Origin of the sequence: Devosia sp. 63-57 (genome assembly GCF_001899045.1) — a bacterium.
Lineage (GTDB): Bacteria > Pseudomonadota > Alphaproteobacteria > Rhizobiales > Devosiaceae > Devosia > Devosia equisanguinis.
In genome coordinates this window covers 686,670-713,331 of sequence record NZ_MKUY01000003.1, presented here as the reverse complement: position 1 = coordinate 713,331, position 26,662 = coordinate 686,670, and the positions used below count along the sequence as shown (strand labels likewise).

24 protein-coding genes and 1 other RNA gene are annotated in these 26,662 nt (G+C 63.1%); 20 read left to right on the top strand and 5 right to left on the bottom strand.

Annotated features, from left to right (window positions below; genetic code table 11):
- The first annotated feature begins 76 nt into the window (after nt 1-76).
- Together BGO80_RS03600 and ettA are read left to right on the top strand one after the other, a co-directional pair.
- The gene (locus BGO80_RS03600; protein WP_286719156.1) at nt 77-1,666 is read left to right on the top strand and encodes a GGDEF domain-containing protein; all 1,590 of its coding nucleotides are present in this window, start codon (nt 77-79) and stop codon (nt 1,664-1,666) included.
- A gap of 111 nt (nt 1,667-1,777) precedes the next feature.
- On the top strand, nt 1,778-3,433 hold the full coding sequence (gene ettA, locus BGO80_RS03595; RefSeq protein WP_126150913.1) for an energy-dependent translational throttle protein EttA: 1,656 nt from the start codon (nt 1,778-1,780) through the stop codon (nt 3,431-3,433).
- A 261-nt stretch (nt 3,434-3,694) separates the two neighbouring features.
- On the opposite strand, the gene BGO80_RS03590 is transcribed toward ettA, so the two are convergent.
- The gene (locus BGO80_RS03590; RefSeq protein WP_286719155.1) at nt 3,695-4,738 is read right to left on the bottom strand and encodes a hypothetical protein; all 1,044 of its coding nucleotides are present in this window, start codon (nt 4,736-4,738) and stop codon (nt 3,695-3,697) included.
- Nucleotides 4,739-4,966: 228 nt separating this feature from the next.
- On the opposite strand from BGO80_RS03590, the gene BGO80_RS03585 reads away from it, so the two are divergent.
- The 8 genes from BGO80_RS03585 (at nt 4,967) to BGO80_RS03550 (ending at nt 10,712) form a co-directional block, all read left to right on the top strand.
- Nucleotides 4,967-5,863: an OmpA family protein gene (locus BGO80_RS03585; RefSeq protein WP_286719154.1), complete on the top strand. Its 897-nt coding sequence runs from the start codon at nt 4,967-4,969 to the stop codon at nt 5,861-5,863.
- The gene (locus BGO80_RS03580; RefSeq protein WP_286719152.1) at nt 5,860-6,543 is read left to right on the top strand and encodes a hypothetical protein; all 684 of its coding nucleotides are present in this window, start codon (nt 5,860-5,862) and stop codon (nt 6,541-6,543) included. Before BGO80_RS03585 ends, BGO80_RS03580 begins: the two co-directional genes overlap by 4 nt.
- Nucleotides 6,530-6,946, top strand: coding sequence for a DUF3617 domain-containing protein (locus BGO80_RS03575; RefSeq protein WP_286719150.1), 417 nt, complete (start codon nt 6,530-6,532; stop codon nt 6,944-6,946). The genes BGO80_RS03580 and BGO80_RS03575 overlap by 14 nt, the downstream gene beginning before the upstream one ends.
- Nucleotides 6,947-7,270: 324 nt before the next feature.
- Nucleotides 7,271-8,713 (top strand): sensor histidine kinase, encoded by a 1,443-nt coding sequence (locus BGO80_RS03570; RefSeq protein WP_286719148.1) that lies wholly within the window; start codon nt 7,271-7,273, stop codon nt 8,711-8,713.
- Nucleotides 8,706-9,089, top strand: coding sequence for a response regulator (locus BGO80_RS03565; RefSeq protein WP_286719143.1), 384 nt, complete (start codon nt 8,706-8,708; stop codon nt 9,087-9,089). Before BGO80_RS03570 ends, BGO80_RS03565 begins: the two co-directional genes overlap by 8 nt.
- 107 nt (nt 9,090-9,196) lie before the next feature.
- Entirely contained in the window at nt 9,197-9,535 is a 339-nt protein-coding gene (locus BGO80_RS03560) for a hypothetical protein (protein ID WP_126150920.1), read from the top strand.
- Nucleotides 9,532-9,861, top strand: coding sequence for a hypothetical protein (locus BGO80_RS03555; RefSeq protein WP_286719141.1), 330 nt, complete (start codon nt 9,532-9,534; stop codon nt 9,859-9,861). Before BGO80_RS03560 ends, BGO80_RS03555 begins: the two co-directional genes overlap by 4 nt.
- The gene (locus tag BGO80_RS03550; RefSeq protein ID WP_286719140.1) at nt 9,855-10,712 is read left to right on the top strand and encodes an alpha/beta fold hydrolase; all 858 of its coding nucleotides are present in this window, start codon (nt 9,855-9,857) and stop codon (nt 10,710-10,712) included. The genes BGO80_RS03555 and BGO80_RS03550 overlap by 7 nt, the downstream gene beginning before the upstream one ends.
- A gap of 569 nt (nt 10,713-11,281) precedes the next feature.
- On the opposite strand, the gene BGO80_RS03545 is transcribed toward BGO80_RS03550, so the two are convergent.
- From BGO80_RS03545 to katG, 3 genes are all read right to left on the bottom strand, one after another.
- Nucleotides 11,282-12,076 (bottom strand): hypothetical protein, encoded by a 795-nt coding sequence (locus BGO80_RS03545; protein WP_286719138.1) that lies wholly within the window; start codon nt 12,074-12,076, stop codon nt 11,282-11,284.
- 78 nt (nt 12,077-12,154) lie between these two features.
- A complete protein-coding gene (locus BGO80_RS03540; RefSeq protein ID WP_126150924.1) occupies nt 12,155-13,285 on the bottom strand; it encodes a DUF2336 domain-containing protein in 1,131 nt (376 codons plus the stop codon).
- A gap of 226 nt (nt 13,286-13,511) precedes the next feature.
- Complete coding sequence (gene katG / locus BGO80_RS03535; protein ID WP_286719136.1) at nt 13,512-15,686, bottom strand: catalase/peroxidase HPI; 2,175 nt, start codon at nt 15,684-15,686, stop codon at nt 13,512-13,514.
- A gap of 93 nt (nt 15,687-15,779) precedes the next feature.
- Here katG and BGO80_RS03530 point away from each other — a divergent pair, with 93 nt between their 5' ends.
- Nucleotides 15,780-16,709: a hydrogen peroxide-inducible genes activator gene (locus BGO80_RS03530; protein WP_286719134.1), complete on the top strand. Its 930-nt coding sequence runs from the start codon at nt 15,780-15,782 to the stop codon at nt 16,707-16,709.
- On the opposite strand, the gene rarD is transcribed toward BGO80_RS03530, so the two are convergent.
- Nucleotides 16,623-17,588, bottom strand: a complete 966-nt coding sequence (rarD, locus tag BGO80_RS03525) for an EamA family transporter RarD (RefSeq protein WP_286719132.1) — start codon at nt 17,586-17,588, stop codon at nt 16,623-16,625. The genes BGO80_RS03530 and rarD overlap by 87 nt on opposite strands.
- A gap of 187 nt (nt 17,589-17,775) precedes the next feature.
- Here rarD and BGO80_RS03520 point away from each other — a divergent pair, with 187 nt between their 5' ends.
- From BGO80_RS03520 to BGO80_RS03480, 9 genes are all read left to right on the top strand, one after another.
- Nucleotides 17,776-18,222 (top strand): host attachment protein, encoded by a 447-nt coding sequence (locus BGO80_RS03520; RefSeq protein ID WP_286719130.1) that lies wholly within the window; start codon nt 17,776-17,778, stop codon nt 18,220-18,222.
- A gap of 263 nt (nt 18,223-18,485) precedes the next feature.
- A complete protein-coding gene (locus BGO80_RS03515) occupies nt 18,486-19,451 on the top strand; it encodes a metalloregulator ArsR/SmtB family transcription factor (RefSeq protein ID WP_286719128.1) in 966 nt (321 codons plus the stop codon).
- Complete coding sequence (metF, locus tag BGO80_RS03510) at nt 19,451-20,344, top strand: methylenetetrahydrofolate reductase [NAD(P)H] (RefSeq protein ID WP_286719126.1); 894 nt, start codon at nt 19,451-19,453, stop codon at nt 20,342-20,344. Before BGO80_RS03515 ends, metF begins: the two co-directional genes overlap by 1 nt.
- A 206-nt stretch (nt 20,345-20,550) precedes the next feature.
- Nucleotides 20,551-21,327: a hypothetical protein gene (locus tag BGO80_RS03505; protein ID WP_286719124.1), complete on the top strand. Its 777-nt coding sequence runs from the start codon at nt 20,551-20,553 to the stop codon at nt 21,325-21,327.
- Nucleotides 21,328-21,429: 102 nt separating this feature from the next.
- Entirely contained in the window at nt 21,430-22,176 is a 747-nt protein-coding gene (locus BGO80_RS03500) for a J domain-containing protein (RefSeq protein WP_286719122.1), read from the top strand.
- 32 nt (nt 22,177-22,208) lie between these two features.
- An RNA gene (gene rnpB, locus BGO80_RS03495) (RNase P RNA component class A) lies at nt 22,209-22,595 on the top strand.
- Nucleotides 22,596-22,679: 84 nt separating this feature from the next.
- Nucleotides 22,680-23,780 carry a carboxynorspermidine decarboxylase gene (locus BGO80_RS03490; RefSeq protein WP_286719120.1) on the top strand — a complete coding sequence of 367 codons (1,101 nt, stop codon included), beginning with the start codon at nt 22,680-22,682 and terminating at the stop codon, nt 23,778-23,780.
- 45 nt (nt 23,781-23,825) lie between these two features.
- Nucleotides 23,826-25,109, top strand: a complete 1,284-nt coding sequence (locus BGO80_RS03485) for a saccharopine dehydrogenase family protein (RefSeq protein WP_286719119.1) — start codon at nt 23,826-23,828, stop codon at nt 25,107-25,109.
- A 163-nt stretch (nt 25,110-25,272) separates the two neighbouring features.
- A complete protein-coding gene (locus tag BGO80_RS03480) occupies nt 25,273-26,643 on the top strand; it encodes a cytochrome P450 (protein WP_286719118.1) in 1,371 nt (456 codons plus the stop codon).
- Nucleotides 26,644-26,662: the final 19 nt, after the last annotated feature.

Below are 26,662 nucleotides of genomic sequence, written 5' to 3'. Positions count from 1 at the left end.
CGTCCGCATGTGTTGATCATTTCTCTTTCGCCTTTGTTTACGCGCCTCGGTCATGCTTCCCGCAGAGGAGCAGGGTGTGACCGAGGCCAATCTGACAGAGCTGCGGGCGGGGCTGCTGGCATGTCGCCAGATGAGCCGCACCGGGCGTTCGACCGAAGGCCTGATCGAGGCCCAGCGGCTGCTCGTGGTTGCCCGCAAGCTCGGCGATCCCGGCCTCACGGCTGCGTGCCTCACCCATATCGGCTGGTTCTGCCTGCAACTGGGCTATGCCGATGAGGGCCTGGCCTCGGCCAGCGAAGCCAAGGCGCTCTATTTCGAAACCGACAATCACGACGGCCAGGCCTTCGCCACCGCTGTCTATTCCTGGCTGCTGGTCGAGTTGGGCCTCAGCGATCTCGGTTTCACCGAAGCCGATGCCGCCGTCCAGATGGCGCGCCACACGGCGCTGCCGGCGCTTCTGAGCTTTGTCTTCGGCTGCAAGGGCATGGCACTGATGATGTGCCGGCAGGATCAGCTGGCCTATCCGCTGCTCGAGGAGGCGCTGGCCCTCGCCGAAAAGGGCGATGATCCCTCCACCACGGCGATGACACTGGTCAATATGGGTTTTTCCGTCGTCTCGCAGGCCGAATTCGCCGAAGCGGCGGGCCATGTCGAGGACGGTCTGCGCCTGCGGCGCAAGGCGATGATGTTCAACGACCGCGCCATCGACACGGCGCGCGCCTGCGGCGATTTGTGGAACCTGCGCATTGCACTGTGCAATGGCGCCGAGCTGGCTCAGGGTCTGGGCTATCGTGAGATGGCGCGCGCCTTTCTCGATGAGTGGGACAGCCTGCCCGGCACGGTCGGGCCGCGCAGCCGCATCCACTATCTCTATACGCGCGGCGAATTGCTGACCGCCTGGGGTCAGTTGGACGAAGCCCTTGCGGTCTGCAAGGAGGCGGTCCGGCTGGCCGCCAACGGCGCCAATCTCGATCACCGGGTCAATACCTTGCGCCGGCTGTCCGATGTCGAGGCGGCCTTGGGCAATCACCAGGGCGCGCTCGAGCATTACCGCGCCTTCCACGAGGCCTTTGTCTACCAGATGGGCGAGAGCACCCGCCGCCGCGCCCAGGTCACCGAAATGCAGCTCGAAAATGAGCGCCTGCGGCTGCGCGCCGATCGCCTCGAGGAGGAGGCCAGCAAGGATGCCCTAACCGGCATTTTCAATCGCCGCGCCTTCGAAAGCCATTTCGAGCGCATCCAGGGCGAGGTGTTCTCATTCGCCATTCTCGACATCGACCACTTCAAGTCGGTCAATGACCGCTTCTCGCACATGACCGGCGATGCGGTGCTGCAGCGGCTCGCTGGCGTGCTCGGCGCCTGGGGCGATCCCGTATCTGCCTATCGGCTGGGCGGCGAGGAATTCGCCCTCATCGTCGCCGGCAGGGGCCAGGTGGAGGCGATGCCGATCATGGAGGCCATCCGGGTGGCGCTGGAGCAAACCCTGTGGTCCGATCTGGCGCCAGGTCTCGCGATCACCGTCAGCATAGGCCTCGTGGACTCGGTGCAGTTCGCCGGCCGCTCGGTGATTTCCGAGGCCGACCGGCGCCTCTATGCCGCCAAGACGCAGGGCCGCAATCGCGTCGTCGGTGGCTTCGATACCGAGCCGGTATCCCTGCGCGCCTGATCCGGTGCCTTTCCTGCGGCACGAGAAGCGCCGCCCCCGTTGCCCCGCTGTGCCGCATGGCCTACATAGGCGCCAACCCACACAGAATCCCTTTGAAGAGGTCATGACGCCATGGCGCGCCAGTTCATCTACCACATGCACGGAATGAGTAAGGCCTATGCAGGCGGCAAGAAGGTGCTGGACAACATCCACCTCTCCTTCTACCCCGACGCCAAGATCGGCATTCTCGGCCCGAACGGGTCGGGCAAGTCGACCCTGCTCAAGATCATGGCCGGCATCGATACCGAGTTCACCGGCGAAGCCTGGGCGGCCGATGGCGCCAAGATCGGCTATCTCGCCCAAGAGCCGCAGCTCGATCCGGCGCTGAACGTGCTCGGCAATGTGATGATGGGCGTCAAGGAAAAGAAGGACGTCGTTGACCGCTACAACGAGTTGATGATGAACTATTCCGACGAGACCGCCGACGAGGCGACCAAACTCCAGGACATCATCGACGCCCAGAACCTGTGGGATCTCGAATCCCAGGTCGAAGTGGCCATGGAAGCCCTGGGCTGCCCGCCCGGCGATGCCGACGTCACCAATCTTTCGGGCGGTGAAAAGCGCCGCGTGGCGCTCTGCGCGCTGCTGCTCAGCAAGCCCGACCTCTTGCTGCTCGACGAACCGACCAACCATCTCGACGCCGAAACCACCGCCTGGCTCGAACGCCACCTGCGCGAATTCGAAGGCGCGGTGCTGATCATCACCCACGACCGCTACTTCCTCGACAATGTCACCGGCTGGATCCTCGAGCTCGATCGCGGCCGCGGCGTGCCCTATGAAGGCAACTACTCCGCCTATCTCGACGCCAAGGCCAAGCGCTTCGCCCAGGAAAAGAGCGAAGACGCCGCCCGCGCCAAGGTGCTGGAACGCGAAAAGGCCTGGATGGGCATGTCGCCGCAGGCACGCCAGTCCAAGTCCAAGGCGCGTATCAAGGCCTATGACGAACTGGTCAAGATCAACGAGGCCCGCACCCAGTCGCACACGGCACAGATCATCATTCCGCCGGGTGAGCGCCTGGGCCAGAACGTGATCACTGTCGAGGGCATCTCCAAATCCTTCGGTGATCGCCTGTTGATCGACAATCTCAGCTTCAAGCTGCCCCCGGGCGGCATTGTCGGCATTATCGGGCCGAACGGCGCCGGCAAGACCACCTTGTTCAAGATGCTGACCGGCCAGGAGCAGCCCGATGCGGGAAGTATCACCGTCGCCGAAAACGTGCATCTGGGCTATGTCGACCAGAGCCGTGACTCGCTCGATCCCAACAAGACCGTGTGGGACGAAATCTCCGGTGGCGACGATGTGCTGATGCTGGGCAAGCGCGAAATGAATTCTCGCGCCTATACCTCGACCTTCAATTTCAAGGGCGGCGATCAGCAGCAGAAGGTGGGCAATCTTTCGGGCGGGCAGCGCAATCGCGTGCATCTGGCCAAGATGCTGAAGAGCGGCGCCAACGTCCTGCTGCTTGACGAACCGACCAACGATCTCGACACCGAAACCCTCGCCGCTTTGGAAGAAGCGCTGGAGGAATTCGCCGGCTGCGCCGTGATCATCAGCCACGATCGCATGTTCCTCGATCGCCTGGCCACCCACATGCTCGCTTTCGAAGGCGACAGCCATGTCGAATGGTTCGAAGGCAATTTCCAGGACTACGAAGCCGACAAGGTCCGCCGCCTCGGCGCCGATGCGGTCAATCCCAAGCGCGCCACCTACAAGCCGCTGACGCGATAGGCTGCGTCGGGACTACGGTCCAGGACAAATACCAAGGCGGCGGCTGCAAGGTCGCCGCTTTGGTGTGGATTGCGGCACTGCAAGTCTGGGTGGCCGCGCGTGACGACGCAGTCATTCGTCGTGGTTCATTCCAGCCAGAAGACGTTCTTCACCAGCTGCAAATGCAAGCGGCAGCCTCGCTCCTGCCGTCTTGGATGCAGCGGCCAATGCAAAACAACGGAACGTCGTGGCTTTGCGGTAGTCTGTACGTGCCCACTTGCGCTAAATCGCCCGACTGAGCGCCTCCCATCCATTCACGGCAAAGCGCTCGTAGACCACTGCGAGGTGCTTTTTAAGGGCTTCATTGCTCAGCCCGAGCGTGTTCAGGCTGTCCTGACGGGAGCCGCCAGCAGCTGCGACCAGCGCGATGCGTTGTTGCAACGGGGAAAGACCGGCCGCGATAACATGCTCCACCTTGCTGAGGCGCGCGGGAACGTGCAGCTCCAGTGACACCAGAACCGAAGAGCCGGCACCGGGTTGAGCCGGCGCGCGCAGGGGTTCGGCGACCATCTGCAACCGGCCTGTGGGCACCACCATTGCGCGGTGAACAGGTCGATCCTCCGTTGCTGCCAGAGCACAGGCTTGTCGCACAAACAGCGGGGGCAGAGTGATTGGGCTATCGAGCCGCACGCCCTGACCCACCAGGTTCACGTTCCTCAGAATCGCCGTGGCGTCCCCGCCCATGAGCGTGATGCGGGAGTCATCGCCGGACACGATAAGATAGCCCCTGCGGCCATCGCTGCGCCATTCGCCACTGTCGGGGGGACTGGCCACGGCGCGACGCAGGCTTGCCTCGGTCAGGGCCAGCACTTTTGCATCGCCACTGCGAAACGGCTGCCGTTCGCCCCTGAACAGCAGGACGATCAGGCGCGGCTTGCCGTCGAGCTCGACACGCAGATCGAGCGCGTGATGATGCCCGCTCGGCCGGACCAGCATGTTGAACGTGTTCGACTTGAAATAGGCCGCGTCGGCCGTCAGCAGTTTTCCCATGGCTGAGCCGGTGTAGCGAGCGAGGGCATGCACGTTGATTTCGTGCTCACCCACGAACAGGCGTTCGAACTCGTTGATGAACAGATCACGCGCGCTGTCAGGGGAGTCTTCGTGGTGGAATCCTGCCGGCATGCCACGCTCATCCATCCAGAACAGCGACGCCGCTTCGGCGCCCACCAGTTCGCGTAGCAGGCGACACACGACCGGCGCGATGGGTTCGAGCCCCATGCCGGCGCGACAGAACAGGTCCAGCTCATGCAGCTTTCGCTTGTTCACCGCTTCGCCAACTCCGACGGGGCAACGGATTCTCCCCGCGCGGGGAATGTTTACCGCTCACGCCCACGAATATGGTGCGGCGCTGGCCAGCGTGAATGGTCAAGCCAAGTTACGGCAGATCAACTAGGAATCAAAGCCATGTTCCACAACTGCTTTCCGGTTGCCAAAGCCGGATGTGCCGCACTGGCCGGCATCGCGTTTGCGGTCGCGTTTGCGGGCGCAATCGCAATGGCCCAGGACATTGAGGGCTCAAGCGACCACCCCTTGGTCGGGCGCTATGATGGAGCAGAAATCCGGGTCTATGCGAAATCCGATTTTGACCGCGTGAGCCTGGTCTCTGCACCCTTGCCCAAGAATTTTGCCACCACCGGCATACCCGACGAGGACGCGGTGACTGTCGAGGGCAAGTCCTTCCAGATCGTCTATCGCGACCCCGGCGACCGCTCTTCGCTGGAGATCGATGCCAACTTCAAGCAGAGCCTGGCCAGCAAGGGCTTTGAAACCGTTTTCGAGTGTTTCAACGCCGAGTGCATTTCCGGATCGACGAGTTACTACGTCTTTGGCGGGCTGGTCGACGATGAGGCGCGCAACGCCCGCTACGGCACGGAAATAGCCTACCGGCTGGAAAAGCTCTCGGCGCCGACCGGGGATGTCTATGTGTCCATCCTGACCGGCCGGGGTGGCGACGCCTATAGCGCCATCCGGGTAGTGGAAACCAAACCGATGGAGACCGACCGCATCGTGTTCATCGATGCAGGCGCCATGAAGACCGGGCTCGATCAGACCGGGCATGTGGCGCTCTACGGCATCTATTTCGACACCGACAAGAGTACCCTCAAACCGGAATCCGCGCCCACCCTGGCCGAAATCGCCAAGCTGTTGAGCGCCAATCCGGAACTCGATCTGATCGTCACCCGCCATACCGACAATCAGGGCGCCTTCGATTACAATGTCGGTCTATCCGAACGGCGGGCCCTGGCGGTCACGGCAGCACTGGTGACAGGGCAGGGCGTCGCCGCCAGCCGGCTGACGCCGTTCGGTGCCGGCATGTCGGCTCCGGTCGCCGACAACGACAATGAGGCCGGCCGCGCCTTGAACCGCCGCGTCGAGCTGGTGAAACGATGATCCGGCAGGGTTCGATCGCCGTTGTGGCGACAATGCTCCTCGTCAGTGTTCCCGCGCTGGGCGCAGATGGGATCATGGTCCGCGGACCAATCCCCACCGCCGAGCAAGCCAATGACGCCTTCAGCCGCAATCCTGAATACCAGGCGGATATTGGCAATATCAAAGCGGTGCTCGCTTGCGTCCCTGCCGTATGGGAAGACACCACAACCATGCCGCAGGAGCGCGACTGGTGGTGTCTGGCAGAAACCCAGCTGGCCAACAATGACCGCAAACTGGCCGAATTCGCCCTGATGTTCGATCCCGGGGCCAAGCGCTTCGAGACGCTCGAAGGTGAATATATGGGCATGTGCCCCCTGGCCAGGGACGTACAGAGCACGCTGTTGCCAATGGTCACGATGAGCGGCGTTACCGGGCTCGAAAAGGGTCAGTTATCGCCAGGCAACTTTGCCATCGACATGAGTTTTGACCAGCAGCTGCCGAGCGCGTTGCTGGAGGGGCCGCCATACCTGTTTTACTGCGACTATATCGGCAGGCGCGGCAAGGCCAACTACCTGCTCAAAACGTTCGTGACCTATGACGCAGGCGGCTACCACTTTACCCCACACAGCTTCGAACAGCTGTTCAATGATGACGGCCAACTGGTCGACCAAAACGGCAAGGTCCTTGATGATCAATCGTAAAATCCTGGTACTCACCCTGACCGCTTGCGTGTCTTCGGCGCAGGCGGAAAACCGCCTCGAACCTGGTCTCTGGCGCGCCCAAACCAGCATGAACGGTCAAGCGCTGAGTGAGCCGGCGGAGACCTGCATTTCAGAAGAGGGCGCCAAGACGTCCAACGGTACCGACGATGAGGTCAAGCAAGCCATCGTGGATGAGACCACGCGCAATGGTTGTGCCGCCAGTGAGATCACCATCGATGGCGCCCGCATCATCTTCACCACGTCCTGCCAGGGGATCAGCTCGGTGACCGACATCACGTATGAGGGAACCCACTATTCGGGCACGCTTACCACCCAGCTTCCGACCGGCAGCACCACGCTCGATGTCGCTGGTGACTGGGTGGGTGCCTGCAACGCCGAATGAGGCCGTGGCTGTCGTAACAATGGAGTGTCGCTCGGGCCGGTGATTGGCGTCGTCGTCGACCTCTCGGCGGCGAATTTAGCGCGCGGGGAGGGTGTCGACGACGCGGTGACACCCACGACGTCGGGTGACGCCACAGGCCTGGCCGGCCTAGCAACGGCTTGGTGGCAAAACCGCGCATCGGCAAAAACATGTGGGTGCTCGCCCGCCAATTGCCGTAAGCTCCTCAAATCGCGATTTTTTCGATGCCACGGAACCGCCGCGCGCCTTGTGCGTTTATGGGTCGGATGGGGCTCGTAAATCCGTCGTTTTCAGGGGCATCAATTCATGGCTGAGGTTGACTACGAGCGCATCTTCGAAGCGCTTCCCAGCCCCTTCATGATCGTCGATACCAAGCTTGCCTATGTCGCCGTCAACGCTGCGTATACCGAAGCCGTCGGTCGGCATCGCGAAGCGCTGGTCGGGCGCAATCTTTTCGACCTTTTTCCCAATGATGACGAGAGCGGCATCCGCTTGAAGCAGTCGCTCGAGCGGGTGATCGCCACCGGCGAGCGCGATACGCTGGCTTATCTGCCCTATCCGATCGCCAGCGACCAGGGCGTGGTGGAAAACCGCTACTGGACCGCCGTGCATGTGCCGATCACCGGCCCTGACGGCAAGGTCGCCTATGTCATGCAGAACACGGTCGATGTGACCGATTTCGCCCGCATCCGCGAGGCGGAATCGCTGCCCTTCACCTCGCTCCATGCCGAAACGCGCCTGCTCGAGCGCACCCGCGAGGCCGAGGAGGCGGTGGTCGGTTTCCGTCGCCTGTTCCAGCAGGCGCCGGCATTTTTCGCGGTGTTGACCGGCCCCGATCACGTGTTCACCTTTGCCTCCGATTCCTATGCCCGTCTCGTCGGCGGCCGCAATGTCGTGGGTATGAGCGTGGCCTCGGCCCTGCCCGAAGTGGTGGGGCAGGGCTTTGTAGACCTGTTGGACCGGGTCTACAGAGAAGGCTATATCCATAATCAGGAGGGGGCGCGCGTCATGCTGGTGCGCGAGGCCGGCGGCATTCCGGAGGAGACCTTCCTCGATTTTGCCTATCACCCGATCCGCGATGCCGAGGGCGGTATCACCGGCGTTTTCGTGCAGGGCATGGACCGCACCGAAGCGGTGCGGGCGGCCCGCCAGCAGCGCCTCCTGATCGACGAGCTCAACCACCGCGTCAAAAATACCCTCGCTGCCGTACAATCCATTGCCAGCCAGACCCTGCGTGCCACCGCCGATCCGCAGCAGGCGCGTCGGGCCTTCGAGGCGCGCATCATGGCCCTGTCCAAGGCCCATAGCCTGCTCAGCGAACGCCAGTGGCACGATACCGAGATCGGCACGCTGATCGGCCAGCAGCTCAGCGCCTTCGGCGACGGGCGCGTCGAGCAGAGCGGGCCGACGCTGATGCTCAATTCCAAGGCCACCATTGCCCTGGCACTGCTGGTGCATGAACTGGGCGTTAATGCTGCCCGGCATGGTTCGCTGTCTGTGCCGCAGGGGCGCATTTACGTCGATTGGTCGCAGGCCGAAGATGGCAGGCTGGTGCTGCATTGGCGTGAGCGCGGCGGACCGCCGACAGGGCAGCCGGATCGCACCGGCTTCGGCACGCGGCTGCTCAACAGTGTCGTGGCCGGCGAATTGGGCGGTGAGCTCAATGCACGCTATGAGCCGGATGGCTTTGCCGCCGATTTCGAGATTCCCCCACAGGCCTATAGCGCAGCGGAGTTCGAGCATGTCTAGCCACCAGGGGCTGCGGGTCTTTATCGTCGAGGACGAGACGCTGGTCCTGTTCAACCTCGAGGATATTCTGGGCGAGCTCGGCTGCGTCGTCGTCGGGCAGGCCATGCGCCTCGAACAGGCCGAAAAGCTCGCCGCCACGGTGGAGCGGCCCGATTGCGCCATTCTCGACGTCAATCTCGGCGGCAAGCGGGTGTTTCCTGTCGCCGAGATCCTGGTGCGGCGCGGCGTGCCCGTCATTTTCGCCACCGGTTATGGCGCCGCCGGTCTGCCGGAGGAATGGCGTGGCCATCCTGTGGTCTTAAAGCCCTATACGCGCGACGACCTGGTGCGGGCCATCGACGCGCTGCCGGCGCACCACAACGCCTCCCTTTACTAATCCTCCATCTCCTCCGCGAAAACCCGTTGGGTTTGCTGGACTTTCTGCAATATGCTGTGCATAGCAGCGGGCAGGGGTCCGACGGGTTTCGCGTTCTGGGGGAATGCATGAGAATTTATCTGACGGGGGCAGCATTGGCTTTCGGCCTTGCCCTCGCCGGTGTGGCCAATGCCGCGCCGGGGCAGTGTTCGATGACCGGCTTCGACAGTTTTGATTGCGACGTGGTGGTCGATGGCGGCGGTATCACTTTCGATCTGCCCGATGGCTCCACCTTCGTCTTTGCCCATGTCGCCGATGGCGCGGGTCTGGGCTACCGTATCGCGCCCGAGGCGCGGCCAGGCCAATTGCCCGAAGAACTGGGGGCCTTTGCGCCCATCGAGGCCGAGCCGGGCTGCTGGCTGGGCGACAAGGACAATCTCAAATTCTGTGCGGCGGTGCTTCAATGACCAAATTCGTCTTCCTCGCGGCCAGTCTCGGCCTTGCCCTCCTCGCCAGCCCGGCGCTGGCCAAGGACGCAAAGTGCTACACTTCCGATGATGGGGAATATGCCTGCCGCTTCGAGATGCTCGACAAGGATGGCAGCTTCAAGATCACCGCGCGTGGCAAGCCGAGCTTCGAATTGACCATCGACAGTCCCGGCAAGGCCTTTGTCAGCGCCCAGTTCGAGCCGGGCGGCCGCTATGTGTCGCTGCCGGGCACCTATATTCGCTCCAAGGCCGACCGCGCCTGCTGGGTCAGCGACGCCACCGAAGCCGAGCTCTGCGCGTGGTAGGCCAGAATTTCACCGTCAAGGTCGGCGGGGCCAGCCTCGCCGGCATCCAGATGGGGGAGGGGCTGCCGATCGTCTTCCTCCATGCCGGTGTTTGCGACAAGCGCATGTGGACCGAGCAGATGCAGGTCGTCGCCGACGACGGCTGGCATGCCATTGCCTATGACCGGCGCGGCTATGGCGAGACCGAAAGCCCGGATGAGCCGTTCAGCCATCTCGACGATCTCGAGGCGGTGCTCGATGCCTTCGGCATTCATGCGGCGCTGTTTGTCGGCTGCTCCATGGGCGGTGGCCTCGCCGTCGATTTCGCCCTGCGCCATCCCGGCCGGGTGTTGGGCCTTGTGCTCATCGGCACGTCCATCACCGGCGCACCCTGGACCGCCACCGCCGAGGAAACGGCCATCGAAATGGCCGAGGAAGACGCCTGGGAACGCGGTGATCTCGACCTGGTCAATCGCGTGCAGGCGCATGAATGGCTCGATGGTCCGCGCACCCAAAGCGGTCGCGTCGGTGGCGATGCCCGCGCTCTATTCTTCGACATGAACGCCAAGGCGCTGGCCAAGCCGAACCTTACCCAGGAAGAGGGGCGCCCCGCTGCCTGGACCCGCGTGGAGCAGGTTTCCGCGCCCGCGCTGCTCATCGTCGGCGACGAGGATTTCACCGCCCTGGTCGAGCGGCACGAGACGCTGTCGGAAAGCATGCCCAACGCCTTTGCCGTGGTACTGGAGGGCGTCGCCCACATCCCCAGCATCGAGCGCCCTGATCTCGTGAACTCCCTGCTGCTGCAATTCCTCGACGCGCTCGTCGGTGACGACGATGAGGACGAGGAAGACGACGAGAATTCAGAGGGTTAGGCCATTTCGGTTCATCGCTGAATCGGGGCCTGGCGACCAGCTGATAGATTGAATCAGGTGCTTGCGGCAGTGATTCAACAGGATCGGTTCTTGATTCAGGATTGTCCGCTAAGGCGCTGAAAGTGAAGTGGTTTTCACGAGCGGCGTCGGCCATCGGATCAAGTGCGAGGGCGGTGCTCTGGACGGGGGATGCCTTGGGGTTATGACGAAGTCGCTGAGGCTTCGGCTCCTGCTCCCCCTCCCCCTTCTACAGGGGGAGGTTAGGTGGGCGTGCTGCAGGTTCAGCAGACTCCAATCAGCGAACGGATTCTCAGATGGTTCAGCACCCCCACCCTCATTCCCTGCCCTCAAGGGGGAGGGAGGCCCAAGAGCCCTGACACTGGTTATCAATGCGCCCAAACTAAACACCCACCCACACACAGATCGTCACCCTCGGGCCTGACCCGAGGGCTCTTCACTTGGCGATCGCGTGGATGAGAAAAGTGCCCTCGGGTCTTCGCCCGAGGGTGACGAGCGGGTGGGGGGCGAGGTCGGTGAGCGATGGACCAATAGAACCCAGCTCCTCGCCCCTATGCCAAATCCACACCAAACCGCTTGCACAACGTGTCGAGCGCGCTGCCGGGTTCGGGCCTAGGCATGTCAGCGCGACCGCGCTGGGTGATCTGGCTGCGCCAGACATGGATGGCGCGGGTGTCGGGAGCAAGGAAGGTGTCGATGCTGCTGCCCGCCTTGAGCAGGCTGGGTACCGCCTCATAGCGGACCGGATAAAACACCGTGCTGGGCAGGATCGGGCTGATGCCCAGCACGCGGCAATAATGGGTCAGCGCGAAGGGGCCGGTGGCGCCATATTGCATGTCTTCGGGTTTCACCCGCTGGCCCGCCAATCGGCGCACTGCGACTTCGAGGCGACGGAACGGCGGCAGATGCGGTTCGAACAGCGGCCGCTTGTCCTGGGTGAAGATCGACAGCATGGCGTCGAGCAGGGGGCTTTCCGGCGGAATACGCAGCACGGCGCCATTGATCGAGCCGGGCCGCTCATAGCTGACGATGAGCGGCGGCAGATCGGTCAGCGGCTTGAGGCAAATGACGTCGAGATCGGCCCAGATGCCGCGCTGTTCGGCCATGAGACTGGCGCGGAAATAGTCGGAGAATACGCCGGGCGTGCCGCGACCCTTGTAGAAGACAAGCTTGTCGCGTGGCAGCACTTCGGCGGCGTCGCGCTGCACCACGCCCTCGGGCAGGCCGGCGACGCCCTCATAGCTATAGACCTCGACGCGATGGCCGGCGGCGAGAAAGCTGGCCGCTGAAAGGCGCTCAAGCCAGGAGGCGGGACCATGCCAGAAGGTCGCAATAACGGGTAGCACCAGACACCCCACGGGAAACGATGTGGGCGTTCAATGCCATCGCTATGCCGGGAGCACAAGGTGCCCCCGCCTGTCGCATCAGGCGCTGACCGCTTCGCGTTCGCTGCGCGCGGTCTTCTTGCGGAAGGAATGGGCGCGCCACAGTTCGAAAATGTTTACCGCCTCTTCCACGTCGAGGGCCTTGAAGCGCGACTGCACCATCTGCTTGTCGCTCTCGGTTGGCAGGTCGCGCCAGGGCAGGGTCGCGACGATGGCGTCGAACAGGTCAGGCCCGATGCGGCTGGCGCGCAACGCGACGGTGATGGCGACATAGTCCTGGCTGGCGAGCCACTTGACCACGATTTCGGGGGCCACGCGCAGCATCACCGCAATGGTGGCAGCGGCATGGTGGCCATAGCCGAAACGGGCGAAACGGGTCAGCGCGCGTTCGTTGAGCTGGCGGCGGTCCTCGAGGCCCTTGACCTGATTATAGGCGACTTTCCATTCCTGCGCGTTGAAGCCGGCGCGGTTGCGCATGCGGTTATAGATGACCGCATTGAGCTTGCCGGCGGTGACCGGATCGACCGCCGGGGCGGTTGTGCCGAGCGATTGCAGCACCTTGTCGGCCACCGCGTCGATCTCGTCGCGCAGCGATTTCCAGTCGATATCGGAGCGGCCCCGCAGGTCGGCGGCGATCTCGCTGTCGCTCTTGGCGCGCTTGACCAGCTGGGTCAGCGTGGCGCGATCGAACTCCGCCTTGGGGTTGCGCACCAGCTGCACCACCGAGGGCGTCTCGCCATGGCTGACAATGGCCTCGCCGACGCGCTCATGAACCACGGCGCGCTTGGCGATGGCGATGCGATGATCTTCGGTATGGCGGGCGACGATGTCGATGAGATCGTCGTCGGAAAGCACGGCGGAAAATTCGAGCAGCGGGCGGGCCACTTCGATCACGTCGCTGGCGAGACGCAACACCACAGTGCCTGGAGCGCGATCGAGCGGGGCAAGGATTTTGGCCACATGCGCCCGCGCTTCGACCTCGACCAGCGCGGCGAGCTGGCACAGCGCCTCGTCATACTGGGCGACCTGGTCGTCGTCGCAATGGGCGGACACGAAACTGAAGAGTTGCGCCATATTGCGGAACAGCTGTTCGCGCTCGGCGGCACTGCCATCGCCATTGAGTACGCGGAAACTGGCAAACGCCCGGTGGCCTTCAACAAATTCGGTCATAGGCAGGTTTCTCTTAAGGTGGGTGCCAACGGAACGCCACTGTGAAGGCTCACCTGCTTGAAGCCTCTGAAAACGACGGGGATGATTTGATTAAAATGCGAAGGGACGGTGGGACGCGGTTGCATCCTCACTCACCGGTGAAAAGCTCTAGAAGGCCAACAGCGCATAAAAAACCCCGGGAGATGTTCTCCCGGGGGGCCGCTTTGGAGGCGTTGAGGCCAAGCGCTTAGCGCAGGTCGAACCGATCCGCGTTCATGACCTTGACCCAGGCGGTAACGAAGTCCTTGGTGAACTTGTCGCCCGCATCCGACTGGCCATAGACTTCGGCCAGGGCGCGCAGCTGCGAGTGCGAGCCGAAGATCAGGTCGACGCGGGTGCCGGTCCACTTGATTTCACCACTCCTGCGGTCACGACCCTCATAGACGCCCTCTTCGCCGGCCTTGGGCGACCAGACCGTGTCCATGCTGAGCAGGTTGCGGAAGAAGTCGTTGCTGAGCGTTTCCGGACGGTCGGTGAAGACGCCGTGATCGTTGACGCCGACCTTGAGCACACGCAGGCCACCGAGCAGTGCGGTCATTTCCGGACCCGTCAGGCGCAGGAGCTGGGCGCGGTCGATCAGCGCTTCTTCCTGCTGCATGAAGGCACGCTTGCTGTAATAGTTGCGGAAGCCATCGGCACGCGGTTCGAGCGCGGCGAAGGACTGCGCATCGGTCTGTTCGGCGGAAGCGTCCATCCGGCCCGGCGTGAAGGGCACGGTGACGCCGTTGCCGGCCGCCTTTTCGATGCCGACGCCGCCGGCCAGCACGATCAGGTCGGCCAGCGAGACCTTCTTGCCGGAGCTCTGGAAATCGGCCTGGATCGCTTCGAGCACGCCCAGAACCTTGGACAGCCGGGCCGGGTTATTGACCTCCCAATCCTTCTGCGGGGCGAGGCGGATGCGCGCGCCATTGGCGCCGCCGCGCTTGTCCGAACCACGGAAGGTTGCGGCGGAAGCCCAGGCGGTCGAGACCAGTTCGGACACCGAAAGGCCCGAGGCGAGGATTTTCTGCTTGAGCGCAGCGATGTCGGCGTCGTTGACCAGTTCATGATCGACCGCCGGGATGACGTCCTGCCAGATCAGGTCTTCCGCAGGCACTTCGGGGCCGAGATAGCGGACCTTGGGGCCCATGTCGCGATGGGTCAGCTTGAACCAGGCGCGGGCGAAGGCGTCGGCGAACTGTTCCGGGTTTTCCAGGAACCGGCGCGAGATCGGGCCATAGATCGGATCGAAGCGCAGGCTGAGGTCGGTGGTCAGCATGGTCGGACGATGCTTGCGCAGGGGATCGAAGGCGTCGGGAATGACCTGGTCATCGGTCTTGGCGACCCACTGCTTGGCGCCGGCCGGGCTGGTGGTCAGTTCCCACTCGTAATTGAACAGGTTCTCGAAGAAGAAATTGCTCCAGCGCGCCGGGGTCTGCGTCCAGGTGACTTCGAGGCCCGAAGTGATGGAATGGGTGCCGCGGCCGCTCTCATAGGAGCTCTTCCAGCCCAGGCCCTGATCTTCGAGATCGGCGCCTTCCGGCTCGGCGGCGATGAGCGAAGGATCGCCGGCGCCATGGGTCTTGCCGAAGGTATGGCCGCCGGCGATCAGCGCCACGGTTTCCTCGTCATTCATGGCCATGCGGCGGAAGGTTTCGCGAATGTCGCGCGCAGCGGCGACCGGGTCGGGATTGCCGTTCGGGCCCTCGGGATTGACATAGATGAGGCCCATCTGCACGGCGCCCAGCGGCTCGGAGAGCTGGCGTTCGCCCGAATAGCGCTCATCGCCCAGCCATGTGCCTTCCGGGCCCCAGAACAGCTCCTCGGGCTCCCAAACATCTGCGCGGCCACCGGCGAAACCGAAGGTCTTGAAGCCCATGGATTCGAGCGCGACATTGCCGGTGAGGATCAGGAGATCCGCCCAGGAAATGGCATTGCCGTATTTCTGCTTGATCGGCCAGAGCAGACGACGGGCCTTGTCGAGATTGGCATTGTCGGGCCAGGAATTGAGCGGCGCGAAACGCTGCTGGCCCTGTCCGGCGCCGCCACGACCATCGGTGATGCGATAGGTACCGGCGCTGTGCCAGGCCATGCGGATGAACAGGCCGCCATAGTGACCGAAATCGGCCGGCCACCAGTCCTGGCTGTCGGTCATCAGCGCATGCAGGTCAGCCTTGACCGCATCGAGATCGAGCCCCTTGAAGGCCTCTGCATAATCGAAGTCGGGCCCGAGCGGATCGGATAGGGACGAATTGCGGTGCAGCATCGACAGGTCGAGCTGCTTGGGCCACCAGTCGCGATTGCTGCGGACCGAGCGGCGGCCATGGTCAACCGGGCATTTGCCGGCGCCGGATTGCTCGGCTGAGTTCGGACGATCGTTCATGAGGGGCTCCTTTGCTGCTTGCAGGGGTTATAGGCAGGTGACAAACATTAGGCCAATCGATAATTCTTCCTATATCGATAGGACAAACTTATCATGACAATCTCGCTCAAACAGATGCGCTACGCCGTGGCGGTGGCCAAGGCCGGCCATTTCGGCCGCGCGGCCGAGGCGTCTGCCGTGTCGCAGCCGGCTTTGTCGCAGCAGATTCTGGCACTGGAGCAAATCTGTGGCGCCGCCTTGTTCGACCGCCACAAGAATGGCGTGCGCACCACGCCATTCGGCGGCGAATTCCTGGCGCTGGCGCAGGAGGCGATCAAGAGCGCCGAGGCGGTGGATGCCTTCGCCCAGGCGCAACAAGGCCTGCCCCGGCGCGCAGTGCGTTTCGGTCTGATCCCGACGGTCGCGCCCTATCTCCTGCCCGAAATCTTCCCGGCCCTGACCCGCGGCCTGCCGGAATTGCGCTTCACGGTCAGCGAAAGCCGCACCGAGGCGCTGTTGGCGGGGCTCGAAGATGGCAGTCTCGATATCGCCCTGATCGCCACCGAACCGACCAGCCAGGGCCCGCGGCTCTGCGTGGCGCCGCTCTTCGACGACCCCTTTGTGCTGGCCATGCCGCGCAGCGAGGCCACATCCGGCCCGGTATCGCTGGGCGAACTGGCGCCCGACCGTATACTGCTGCTCGACGAGGGCCACTGCTTCCGCGACCAGACCATTGCCGCCTGCCGGCTGGATGGCGAACGCAGCGCCCGCACCTTTGCGGCCACCTCGCTTTCGACCATTGTCGAATTCGTCGCCAATGGTCAGGGGGTAACGCTGTTGCCGCGCATCGCTTTGCGCAAGGAGGCCAGCGATCCGCGCATTGCCGTGCATATGCTGGACGAAAATGCGCCGGGCCGGCGCTTGCGACTGGTGTGGCGCGAGGCGACGCCCTTTGCCTCAACCTTCAACCAGATCGCCGACGTGATCCGCGGCACGCGCCCGGCTGCGCTGACGGAAGCTGTCATAGCTGAACACCGCCAGTGACAGCCAGATCAGCGCAAAGCTTACCAGGCGCACCGTGTTGAGATGCTCGCCGAACATGAAGATGGCGAGCAGGAACTGGATGGACGGCGCCAGATATTGCAGCATGCCGATGGTGGTGAGGCGCAGCCTGCGCACCCCATAGGCAAAGAGCAGAAGCGGCACGGCAGTCGCCGGTCCGGTGAGCATAAACAGTGCCATCATGCCGGGATCGGCATGCACGCCCGGCCCGCTGGTGGCAAAGGTAAAGACCACGAACGCCAGAGCGAAAGGCGCCACCACCAGGGTTTCGACGAAAAGTCCGGTGGCCGGACCGGTCTTGGCGGTCTTGCGAATAAAGCCATAGAAGCCGAAGGACACTGCCAGGCCCAGCGCGATATAGGGCACGCCGCCCAGGCCAACCGCTTGCAGCAGAATGGCGACGACAGCAATGGCGATGGCAATGGTCTGCAGCCGGTTCTGCCGCTCGCCCAGCAACACCATGCCGATGGCGATATTGACCAGCGGATTGATGAAATAGCCGAAGCTGGCCTGCAGCACCTCACCCACCTCCACTGCCCAGACATAGAGCAGCCAATTGCCCGCCAGCAGTGCCGCCGAAATGGCGATGACGCCCATGCGGCGCGGATCGCGCAGAATGCCGATAATTTCCGGATAGAGCCTGGAAAACAGGACCACCACCGCCATGAGCAGCAGCGACCACAATGTGCGCTCGGCCACGATCAACACGGCCCCGGCTGGCTCCAGCAGGCGGAAGAGAATGGGCAGGAATCCCCAGAGCAGATAGGCGCAAAGCGCGGCGACGACACCATTGCGGCTCTCGACGCTTTCGGCCGAAGGCACCGATGGCGTGTGGCCGGGGCTCTGTGCGGAACGGGTCATGATGGGCTCCACGCCACGATGGGCGTGTGTCGGCTCTAGCAGTGTCGTGGTGCTGCGACAAATCAGACTTTGTGATCTCGATCACTTGTATTGCTGATGGGTGGGGCCAACCTTTCGGTGTGCAAGGCGTTTGACTTACGAACCGCCGCGGCGGTTCCGGCCAAATGCACAACAGCAGGAGCAGCAGATGAAAAAGACCGTAACCTGGATCTTGATCGCCGACGGCACGCAGGCCCGCGTGCTCGAACATAACGGCCCCGGCAAGGGACTGACGGTAATCAATGACCTCGACTGGTCCATCCCGCCGCTGCAATCGCAGGATATCGACACAGACCGGCCCGGACGCGGCTTCTCGTCAGGCAGTCACCGCAGCGCCATGGAACCCAAGACCGATCCGGCCCAGCACCGCGAAGCTGAATTCGTGCGCTCGGTCGCCGAGGTGCTCGACCGCAAGGCACAGGACGGTGCCTATGACCGCCTGGTCATCGCCGCCGCCCCCATCGCCCTGGGCAATTTGCGCAAGGTGATGTCCGCCCACGTCAAAAAGACCGTGGTCGCCGAGCTCGACAAGGACCTCACCAACCTGCCCACAGCTCAGCTCGACAAGCATTTCGACGGCATTATAGCGGTATAGGCGCGCCGGTTTCACACCGGCCAGTCCTGACCACCGGGCAGTGCCCAACTCTCCCTAACCCACAGATCGTCACCCTCGGGCAAAGACCCGAGGGCCATACACTTTACCGCACGATCCCCAATCGCAGCCTCTCGGGTCGGACCCGAGGGCGGGAACCGGCTTGCCGCCGCTTGCAACCTCCTCGCCCCAGCGCCCCCACCGAAAATCCCCCTAGACCTCCCTGAAAATAAGACATAAAGAAATCTTTATATCAGGTGGGTGCGATGCGTGGTTTGAACGATCTGGTGGGGATGCTGAAGGCGGCGGGGGAGAGTACCCGCCTGCGTCTGCTTGCCCTGCTGGCCGAAGGCGACCATTCCGTCAAGGACCTTACCGAAATCCTCGGGCAGAGCCAGCCGCGCGTGTCGCGCCATCTCAAGTTGCTGGCCGATGCCGGCCTGATCCGCCGTTATGCCGAGGGCGCCTGGGCCTATTATGGGCTGGCGCCGGCCGGGGAGGGCGGCGATCTCGCGCGCTGGCTGATCGATCGGCTCGATCCCTCCGATGCCGCCTATCGCGGCGATCGCACGCGGCAGGCCGAAATCCGCGCCGTGCAACAGGCAGAGGCCGCCGCCTATTTTGCGAAAGTTGCGGAAAGCTGGGACCTGCTCAAGACCCTCCACGTGCCCGAGGCCGCCGTTGAAGCGGCCGTGCTCGGTGCTCTGAGTGGTCGCCAGGTCGATCTGGTGATCGATCTGGGCACCGGCACCGGCCGCATGCTCGAAGTTCTCGCGCCCGCCTATAAACGCGGTATTGGCCTCGATTCGAGCCGTGAGATGCTGGCGGTGGCCCGGTCCAGGCTGGCCTCTTCGGGCCTTGCCCATGCCCAGGTGCGGCTGGCCGACATTGCCGATCTCGACGCTGATATTGGCCTCGGCGATGTCATCGTCATCCACCAGGTGCTGCACTATTTCGACGATCCTGGCCGCATGCTGGCCCAGGCCCGTACGCTTTTGAGGCCCGGCGGGGAAATTCTCATCGTCGATTTTGCGCCCCACGATCTTGAATTCCTGCGCGCCGATCATGCCCATCGGCGCCTCGGTCTCTCCCAGGAGCAGATGCAGGGTTGGGCCGAGGCGGCCGGGCTCGTCGTGCGTTCATCGCGCGAATTCCCTAGCGATAATCAAGACCGCGGCCTGACCGTGTGCCTCTGGCACCTCGGCGACCGCACCAATACGGATAAAGCCTGATGCTCGATGACAATCTGCGCGCCAGCCGCAAGACGGCAGACCAGCGCCCGCCCTTGCAGCTTTCCTTCGAGTTCTTTCCGCCCAAGACCGACGCCATGGAAGATCGGTTCTGGGAGAGCATTCACAAGCTTGCCCCGCTGCAGCCGCGCTTTGTCTCGGTGACCTATGGCGCCGGCGGCTCGACGCGCGAGCGTACGTTGCGCATGGTGCGTCGCATTACCGCCGATACCGGCGTGGCGGCTGCAGCGCACCTGACCTGCGTCGGGGCATCGCGCGACGAAGTTGATGAAGTCGTGCGCGGCTATCGAGAGGCCGGGGTAAAATCCATCGTCGCCCTGCGCGGCGATCCGCCCGAAGGCGTCGGCCAGCCGTTCACGCCGCATCCGGATGGCTATCGCAATGCCGCCGATCTCGTGGCCGGCATTCGTGGTATCGGCGATTTCGATATTTCCGTCGCCGCCTATCCGGAAAAGCATCCGCAGAGTGTCGACTGGGATGCCGATATCGACAATCTCAAGCGCAAGCTCGATGCCGGGGCCAGTCGCGCCATCACCCAGATGTTCTTCCGCAATGCCGATTACCTCCGCTATCTCGAGCGGGCGCGCAAGGCGGGGATCACGGCGCCGATCGTGCCTGGTATCCAGCCCATCCACAGTTTTAGGCAGATTTCCGGTTTCGCGGCCCGCTGTGGCGCCTCGATTCCCGATTGGATGGCCGAGCGCTTTGCCGGCCTCGAGGACGATCCGGAGACGCATGCGCTTGTTGCCGCCGCCGTCGCTGCCGAGCAGGTCACCGAGCTGCTCGACGAGGGCGTCACCGAATTCCATTTCTATACGCTCAACCGCTCCAATCTGGTGCTGGCGCTGGCCCGATTGCTTGGTCGTCGGTCATAGAGCGCTTCCAGCAAAAGTGGCGACGGTTTTGCGCTTCGGAAGCGCGACAAAGGTCTGATGCTCACGGGATGCTGAACCGCCGTTCAGCATCCATTCATATTGCGGTCAGCTAAATGGGCAGCCATGTCGCAGCCCCTCGTCCAATTCTGGCCACGAAACTGCGCTTTGACGCCCCCAAGGGGCGAATTCAGCGGAATGATGAGCACATGCAGATAGATCGCCGTATCACCAATGGCCTGGCCTGGGCCGGGGCATTCCTGGTCGTCGGCATCCCGGCGGCCGACTTCGCCGCGCGCCAATTTTTCCCCGGCGATGCACCGCAAATGGCTGTCGTCCAGGCCGAAGCGGAGCCTGCTCCTGTGACGGAAAAGCCAGTCGAAACAAGTGCCAAGCCTGCCGAAACTGTCGCGCCAGCACCGGTGCAGACAGCCGCGGTGAACCCGGTCCAGAGCAAGGACGTGGTCGACAATTTCGTGCAGTCCGGTCGCCCCATGCCCAGCTATATTACCGGCGCCGAACCCGCTGAAAAGCCTGCCACGCGCCCGGCCATCGCCGCCGATCCCAAGCCCGAGGCGGTGCCTGCCACGCAAACGCAGCCCGCTCAGGCCCCCAAGCCTGATCCCGTCGTCGTCGCCGCCGTGCCCCCGGCAAAAGTGGCCCCCATCCCCATGCCGGCGAGCATGCGACCGCCGGCTCCCGTGGCGCCGCTAATCGTCGAAGCGCCAGCGCAACGCCCTCTGATCATTGAGAATTCCGCGCCGATCGTCACGGCACAGGACCTTGAGGATTGGGAGAGCGGACCGCTGTCGGACTTTCTGGCACGCCGCCAGGCCCAGACCTCCGCTTCATCCTCGGCCGACTATGTCACCGATTACGATCCCAACGGTTTCTTCCTCGACCAAGGCCCGAGCAATTCGGCGCAATATCGCCGTTTTCCGCGCGCCTATGAGGACGATAGCGTCTACTATTCCTTCGGCCAGTAGTGTCCCAACCATGCGCTGGGCGGCATAGACCGGGCGGGACCGAAGGCGTAAACTCGCCACCAGGACGGTTCGTCCGTCCAGCGGTTTGGAAAGGGCCCGGCAATGCTGTTATGTGTACGCAAGGCCGATGAAAATTGTGATGTGTGGCAACGGCTTGCCAGCTTTTTTGGCTCGTTCAGCCAGCGCACCGGCATGGCCGGCCACATCGCCAATATCCTCGATCCGGATACCTGGATGCCCGGTGGGCGCGATGCTGCGTTCACCCTGGCGCTGATCGCGCTTTCCGCCAAGATGGCTGTTGCCGATGGCGTGGTCACCGCCTCGGAAGTGCGCGCCTTCAACGCCACGGTCGAAATCGCCAAGGGGCAGGAGCCGCAGGTCGAGCGCCTCTTCAACCTCGCCAAGCAGGACATCGCCGGCTACGAATCCTATGCCCGCAAGGTGGCGCGCTTCTTCGCCGACACGCCCGAAACCCTTGAGCACGTGCTCGACGGCCTCTTCTTCATCGCCACCGCCGACGGCATGGTGCACGAATCAGAGCTCGACTACCTGCGCAATGTCAGCCAGATTTTCGGCTTCGATGAGGTGCGCTTCGAGCAGATCGCTTCCCAGCACGTGATGCTGGAAGAGGGCGTCGATCCCTATCTGGTGCTGGGGCTGTCCCATGATGCCCCGCCCGAGGAAGTCCGCCGGGTCTATCGGCTTTTGGTGGCCGAGCACCATCCGGACCGGCTGATTGCCAAGGGTGTGCCCGAGGATCTGATCGATGTCGCTACCGCCCGTATGTCCGCGATCAACCTGGCCTATCAGGCCATCACCAAGCCGCGCCCGCAGCCTTTGCTCACTTGACGGGGTGGGGCCTCGCCCCCTAGATCGGCGCGCCAGTTGACCGGGTGACCGCTGGCATGGGGGTAACCCCATGCTGGAGGAAAGTCCGGGCTCCATCGAAACACGGTGACGGCTAACAGCCGCCGGGGGCGACCCCAGGGAAAGTGCCACAGAAAGCAAACCGCCCCGGTCCGCCGGGGTAAGGGTGAAAGGGTGCGGTAAGAGCGCACCGGGTGCCTGGTGACAGGGATCGCACGGTAAACCCCACCGGGAGCAAGACCAAATAGGGATGACGCGAAGCCTCGGCTTCAGCCTGTTTCGAGGCCATGTCATCCGGGTTGGTTGCACGAGCGCGTCCAGCAATGGCCGCCATAGATGAATGGTCACCACGTCGCGGCAACGCGGCCCTACAGAACCCGGCTTATAGGTCAACTGGCGTTGACTCCCTGCCTCCATCGCCGCTAAACGATGGCCCCTCCGCCGCATCGACCGGCGGGCACACGCTTGTTGGAGTTCTCGGCGCGATGCCCCTGGCTACCCCTCATTATCTCATCGACGAAAACGCCCTGGACCGGAATCTGGCCAAGGTGGACCGATTGCGGGCTTTGTCGGGGGCCAAATGCGTGTTTGCGCTCAAGGCTTTCGCCACCTGGTCGACCTTCGCCCAGATCGCTCCGCACATGGATGGCTCCACGTCCTCCTCGCTCAATGAGGTCAAGCTCGGCCGGGAGAAGTTCGGCGGAGAGACGCACGCCTATTCGGTCGCCTGGTCCGATGACGAGATCGACGAGGCAATTGCCAATGCGGACAAGGTCATCTTCAATTCGATCAGCCAGTTCGAGCGCTACGCCGCCAAGGCCGCGCACCTGCCGATCGGCATCCGCGTCAATCCGGGCATCAGCCATTCCCATTTCGACCTTGCCGATCCCGCCCGCCCGTTCAGCCGGCTGGGCGAACGCGATCCCCAGCGCATCGAAAGCGTCATGGATCGGGCCTCGGGCTTCATGATCCACTGCAATTGCGAGAACGACTCCTTTGAGTCCTTTTCGGCGCTACTCGACCAGTTCGAAGCCAAGCTGGGTCATTTCTTCGAACGGCTGGATTGGGTCAGCTTCGGCGGCGGGCTGCATTTTACCGGCGAGGGTTATGCGCTCGAGGCGCTCGCCGCCCGGCTCAAGGCCTTTGCCGAGCGCTATCGGCTGCAGGTCTATCTCGAGCCCGGCGATGCCGTGGTCACGCAGACGACGACGCTGGAAGTGTCGGTGCTCGATATCGTCGATAATGAAAAGCAGATCGCCATTGTCGATTCCGCGGTCGAAGCCCATATGCTGGATCTGCTCGTCTATCGTGAGACGGCTCATGTGGAGCCAGATGCGGGTCCGCATCGTTATGTGATTGCCGGCAAATCCTGCCTTGCCGGCGACGTGTTCGGAGAGTTCGATTTTCCGGAAGCGCTCAAGGTCGGCGACCGTATCTCCCTGCTCAATGCCGGGGGATACACCATGGTCAAGAAGAACTGGTTCAACGGCGTCAACATGCCCGCCATTGCCATCCGCAGGAAGAACGGCGACGTCGAACTTGTCAGATCGTTCGATTATGCCGACTATGTCGCCAGCCTGTCATAAGGACAGGCTGATCCCGTTACCCCTTGAAAAGGTGTTTCGTGCCAATTGAAAAAGAACGTTCTGATCATCGGCGCCGGAGGTGTCGCGCAGGTAGCTGCCTTTAAGGCAGCAATGCACAATGACGTGCTCGGAGACATTCACATTGCCTCCCGCACCCTGTCGAAATGCGAGACCATTATTGGCAGCATACTCGACAAGAAGGCGCTGAAGCGCCCGGGCATATTGGCCGCCCACAGGCTCGACGCCATGGATGTCGAGGCGACAAAGGCCCTGATCGGGCAGACCAAGAGCCAGATCGTGCTCAATGCCGGCTCGTCCTTCCTCAATATGAGCGTGTTACGCGCCTGTATCGACATGGGCGTTGCCTATATCGACACGGCCATCCACGAAGACCCCACCAAGGTGTGCGAGACGCCGCCCTGGTATGGCAATTATGAGTGGACCCATCGCGAGGAATGCGAGCGCAAGGGCGTTACCGCCGTGCTCGGCGCCGGCTTCGATCCCGGCGTGGTCAATGCCTATGCGGCGCTGGCCGCCAATGCCTATTTCGACCGCGTGGACTCCATCGATATCATCGATGTCAATGCCGGTAGCCATGGCCGCTATTTCGCGACCAATTTCGACCCCGAGATCAATTTCCGGGAATTCACCGGCACGGTGTGGAGCTGGCAGGAAAGCCAGTGGACCGCCAACAAGATGTTCGAGGTCAAGCGCACCGACGAGCTGCCGATGGTCGGTTCGCAGACCACCTACCTTACCGGTCATGATGAGGTGCATTCTCTCTCGGCCAATCTCGACGTGCCAGACATCCGTTTCTGGATGGGATTTGGCGAGCACTATATCAACGTCTTCACGGTGCTGAACAATCTCGGCCTGTTGTCGGAAAAGCCTGTGGTCACGGCCGAAGGGCTGGAAGTGGTGCCGCTCAAGGTGGTCAAGGCCGTGCTGCCCGACCCGATGTCGCTGGCGCCCAACTACAAGGGCAAGACCTTTATCGGCGATCTGGTGAAGGGCGTGCGTGACGGCGTCGAAACCGAACTCCTGGTCTACAATATCAGCGACCACGAGGAGGCCTTTGCCGAGACCAATAGCCAGGCGATTTCCTATACCGCCGGCGTGCCCGCCATCGCCGCAGCCATGCTGATCGCGCGCGGCGAATGGGATTGCCACCACATGGCCAATGTCGAGGAACTGCCGCCGGTGCCGTTCATCGCCTTGCTCGAGACTCTGGGCCTGCCGACGCGGGTACGTGACGCCAAGGGTGACCGCGCCTTCGATCCCGGCGAGTTCCGCCACGATCGGCGACAGTCGGCCCGCGCCGGCGCCTGATAGGGTTCGAGACGGCCGGGTTCGCCCCGGCCGTTTTCTTTTGCGCGACGCGATTTACCATAGCGCGATTATCGAGTGGATGGCGGCAGGTGGCACTGGCGTCAACAGTCCTTCATGGTTAAAACTGCGTTAATCATGCAGGAACTGGTGTGGAGGTCTTGCCGTGTCGAGCGCTGAAATGCTGACGCAGCCTCAAGGGTTGCGACTGTCACCCACCGGCCTTCCCAGTGTTCCGGTGCTGGGGCATCTGCTCGATATCCGCAAGGACATGCTGGGCTTTTTCGAGCGCTGCGCCCGCGAGCATGGCGATGTGTCGCTGATCAAGCTGGCGACCGCCGAAGCGGTGTTGATCAACAATTCCGACCTGATCGAAGAGGTGCTGGTCGAAAAGGCAGACAAGTTCGTCAAGAACCACTTCTTCTGGCGCCAGCTCGACGCCATCATGGGCGGCGGCCTGTTCACGGCCGAGGACGGCGAATGGCGCAAGCAGCGCAAGCATTCCTCTCCGGCCTTCCGCAGCCAGGAACTCGAAGCCTATGCGCCGCATATGGTGCAACTGGTCGATCAGCTGGTGGGCAGCTGGAAGGATGGCCAGGAATTCGACATGCACCGGGAAATCCTGGCGCTGGGGCTGAAGATCTCGGCCAAGACGCTGCTCAATGCCGATGTCGAGCAGGATATTGAGGATCTCGAAAAGGCTGCCTATTGGCTGATCGATGAAATCGCCGCGCGTTTCTCACGGCCTTTCGTCATTCCCGATGCGGTTCCGCTGCCCGGCCATATCCGCTATTTGAAGGGCGTGGCCTATCTCGACCGGCTGGTCTATCGCGTCATCGACGAGTTCCGCTCCGGCAAGATCGAGCCGGCCGGGTTCCTGGCCTCGCTAATGGCGGTGCGGGACGAGGACGGCAAGCCGCTCAGCGACAAGCAGTTGCGCGACCAGGTGCTGACCATGCTCTTGGCCGGCTACGAGACCACGGCGCTCTCCATGTCCTTCGGCTTCGACCTGCTGGGGCAGAACCGGGACTACCAGGACCGCATGGCTGCCGAAGTGCGCGCGGTAACGGGCGACCGGCCGGTGACCTATGAGGACCTGCCCAAGCTGCCGCTGACCGAATGGGCTGTTATCGAAACCATGCGCGTGCTGCCGCCGGCCTGGGCTGTGGGGCGCGAAGCGCGCGAAGATGTCGAGATTGGCGATTACCTGATCCGCAAGGGAACCGGGGTGATCATCAGCTCCTGGGTCACCCATCGCGACCCACGCTATTTCGACGATCCTACCAGCTTCCGGCCGGAACGCTGGGCCGGCGACTTCCGCCGCAAGCTGCCGCGCTTTGCCTATTACCCCTTTGGCGGGGGGCCGCGCATCTGCATCGGCAATCGCTTTGCGATGATGGAGGCGATGCTGTTCCTCGCCACCATCGCCAAGCGTTTCGACGTCGAACGGCTGACCGAGCGGCCCTACAAGCTCCTGCCATCAATCACCATACGTCCGACGGGCGGCATCTGGGTGCGTCTGCACGAGCGCAAATAGGGTGCGGCGGCCGCACCCC